This window comes from Micromonospora sp. NPDC051296 (genome assembly GCF_040682255.1).
Classification (GTDB): Bacteria; Actinomycetota; Actinomycetes; order Mycobacteriales; family Micromonosporaceae; genus Micromonospora; species Micromonospora craterilacus.
The window spans coordinates 1-3,505 of record NZ_JBFBAO010000532.1; the positions used below are offsets into that span (position 1 = coordinate 1).

The 3,505-nt window shown below is 72.8% G+C and carries 2 protein-coding genes; both read right to left on the minus strand.

Features of this window, described 5'->3' with window-relative positions:
* A partial coding sequence (locus AB0M52_RS32360) for a family 78 glycoside hydrolase catalytic domain (RefSeq protein ID WP_363961554.1) occupies positions 1-2,196 on the minus strand: 2,196 nt, incomplete at its 3' end.
* 127 nt (positions 2,197-2,323) lie between these two features.
* Positions 2,324-3,262, minus strand: coding sequence for a helix-turn-helix domain-containing protein (locus AB0M52_RS32365; RefSeq protein WP_363961556.1), 939 nt, complete (start codon positions 3,260-3,262; stop codon positions 2,324-2,326).
* Positions 3,263-3,505 lie beyond the last annotated feature (243 nt).

Genomic DNA, 3,505 nt, shown 5'->3' on the forward strand with positions numbered 1-3,505 from the left:
GTAGTCGGCCGCGAGGTTGGACGCGTCGCCGGTGGCGAGATAGTCCTCCCACGCGGTGATCACCGTCTGCAGCCGGTACTCGGCCGGCCAGGTGGGGCGGCGGGCCAGGTACGACGTGGAGTACCGGGCCAGCGCGAAGGACCGCTGGGTGGCGTACTCGGAGAGCTGGTTGATGATGGCGTCGCCCTCGTACGGGCCCCGCTCCCGGGTGGGCGTGTCCTGGTAGAGGTCCTGCCGGGTCGCCTCGATCGAGTAGCGGCACATCTGCCAGACCCGGTCCAGGTCGGGATCGGAGCTCTCGAACGCCGCGTCGTCGTCGGACCACGGCAGTTTGAGCACGGCCGCCTCGACGGCGTCGGTCAGGTCCAGCGCCGGGTCGGCGACCAGTTCGACCCACCGGAACGCCCGGTAGCCCCAGTGTTCGAGCTGCTGCCAGCCGTCCCGCAGCGTCCACACCTCGCGGTAGGTCTGCCCGGCCCGCAGGTTGTAGCGGGCGCCGGTGGCGGTGCGCTCCTCCCCGAGCCGGATCTCCACCGTCTGGCCCGACGTGCCGAGCACCGACAACCGGATGCCGCCGACCACCGCCTGGCCGAGGTCGAGCAGCCACCGGCCCGGTTCGAGCCGCTCGACCGCGGCGGGGCGTTGGTAGGTGTAGGCCATGTTCGACACCCACGCCGGTTCCAGCCGGCGGCTGAGCGGTGCGGCGGCGGGTGCCTCCCAACCCCGGTCGTCGAAGCCGCGCGCGGTCCAGCCGACGGGCTCCTGCCGGGCGTCGAGATACTCCTGCGGCGCCTGGTAGTAGCCGCCGCCGGTGAAGCCCGCCGCCGGCCGCCACCGGCCCGCCCGCCGGGTGCGCCAGCCGTCGCCGGTCGCCACCACCTGGCGGGTCCCGTCGGCGAAGACGACCGCCAGTTCGGCGAGGAAGGCGCGTTCCTGCGGCGAGTAGCACAGTGCGGCGATCGCGTTGCGTCCCGGTACGAGCTGGGCGGTCACATCGTGGGTCTGGTAACGCGCCTCGCCGGCCATCGCCCGGACCGGGCCGACGCCGGCGACCGTGTCGTTGACCCACAGCTTGTAGACGTACTGCCGGGTCGGCTCGGGCGACTGCGCCGTCGCGTAGACGTACGCGGCGGCGATCGGCTTGTCGGGCAGCACGAACTCGGTACGCAGCAGCGCCCAGTCGTTGCTCTCGCCGAGCGTCGCCAGCAGCGACTGGCCACGGTCGAGGACGAGGTCGCCGCCGGAGACCGTGCCGCCGACGAACACGCCGGGTCCGGCGGTGAAGTCCTCGTTCACCACGGCCTTGCCGGCGGTGTCGGTGAACGACACCGAGTGGAAGCGTTGGGATTCGGTGCTGCCGTTGCGGAAACCGATGCCACCCGACGCGTACGTGGTGTCCACGGTGGTGTCGACCAGGACGTCGGCGAGGTAGGTGCGGATGGTGGAGCCGGCGAGTTCGACCCGGAGCCGGTGGGGCGTACCCGTCGCCACCGGCAGCCCGATCGACCGCTCACTCAGCACGGTGTACGTGCCGTTGCGCTGGACGTGGGTCTTCAACACGCCCGGCGAGCCGGCGCGCAGCTGCCAGAGGTAGTTGTTGCTGGCGTTCTGCGCCCGGAACCACAGGCTGGCGGCGACGGCCGTGATGGTGACCGACACGTCGAGAACCCCGTCGCGCAAGGCCACCGCGCCGTCGGGCGCCCAGATCGGCTGGGCGGTCCAGGTGTCGCCGGCCGCGGTGACCACGGCCTGTGGCTCGGACCAGGCCGAGACGAGACCCGGGGTGGCCCAGGTGCGGACCCGCCAGTGGTAGAGCGAGCCGGGCAGCAGTGGCGGACCGGCGTACTCGACGGCCGTGGAGTCGGCGCTGTCGACCCGACCGCTGTCCCAGACGACCCCGCCGCTGGTGAGCAGTTCGTCGCGGGTGTGCGCGACCTGCACCTGGTAGGCGACCTGCCGGGCCGCCGGACGCAGCGCCGGCACGATCCAGCTCAGCCGCGGCCGGTCGGGCGTCACGCCGAGCGGCGCGTCCAGCAGGTTGGTCAGCAGTCCGGTGGGCACGGGGCGGGACGCCGGCGCTGCCCCGGCCGGGGCGGCGCCGGCAGGAAGGCCGGTCGCGGCGCCGAGCACGACGGCACCGCCCGCCTGAATGAGATGTCGCCGGGAAAGGCCGGCTCCGGTTATGAACTCGCGCACGATCGACACTCCCTGGGATGAATCGTTTCAGGGAGGTTACGATCCCCCACTCGCCGCGTAAAGACTCCGGGCGTTGCCGGATCCGGCCAGCTCGGGCACACCTGGGCGGAGCCCGGCAGCGCGTGACTCAGCCCAGCGTCGACAGACGGTCGCCGAGGTCGGTGCGGCGGTAGTTGAGTCGCCGCCCGGACCGCTCCGCCACGATCAACCCCGCGTCGCGCAACGCGGTCAGGTGGTGCGACGCCGTCGCCGGGGCCAGGCCGAGCTGCGCGGCCACGTCTCCCGTGCTGGACGGCATCGTCACCAGCGTCAGGACCGCCGCCCGGGTAGCGCCGAGCAGCGCCGCCAACGGCGCGGGCGGTGGCGCGGGGGCCGCGAAAAGGGCACCCAACGTCCGCGGCGGGTACCACAGGGACCGGCCGGACGGGGACTCCATGATCCAGGCGTGCGCGCCCGTGAACGCCGTCGGCAGCAGAGCCAACGGGTGGCCGTCCAGGAACCACGGCGGATACTCCGCGTCCTTCAGATAGTCCAATTGCAGGGCGTCCGGGTCCCAGCGCAGCCGAGGATGCAGATCGGCCAGCAGCGCACGCGGACCGGGGAAGGCCGCCGTGGACGTCCGGTGGGCGATCTCGGCGTCGACCGTGGCCCGCAGTCGAGGCCACAGCGGCGCGAGCGCGACCTGGAAGTAGCGGCGGATCTGCGTGATGAGCGCGGGCAGCACGGCCGTCGGGTCCTCGCACGGGACGCCGGCCGCCCAGAGTTCCGCCGCCACCCGGTCCGGTGGGGTCGCGGCGATCGCGGCGAGTTCCGCCTCGAGCGTCGGGCGGGCGGTGTGCGGCGGCGGGGTCAGGAAGTCCGGGATCTGGCCGTTCGGGGTGACCAGCACGCGCCAGAGGGTGGGCAGCGCCGCCGGGGACACCCGCGGCGCCACGCGAGACCGCCAGCGGGCGTGCTGCCAGGACGTCGAACGCAACGCGAGGGCGCTCGTCACCACCTCGGCCATCGGAGAGTGGGCGAAGCGCAGCCGGAGCAGGTCGTCAGGGGTCAACGAGAGGCGCTTCACGCCTTCCATTCGAGCACGGTCGAACGGTTCGGCCAAACGCGCGCAAGCCGCATAGCTTCCCCCGCATGCACTACACGAAACTGGGGCGCACGGGGCTCACCGTGAGCCGGATATGTCTGGGAACGATGAACTTCGGGTGGCAGCTCGGGGAGGACGACTGCGGCACGCGCCGCGCCGGCTGCTCGAAAAGGTCGGCCGGGATACCCGGGGGCGCATCGGCCGCGATCGGGGCTGACCGTCGCT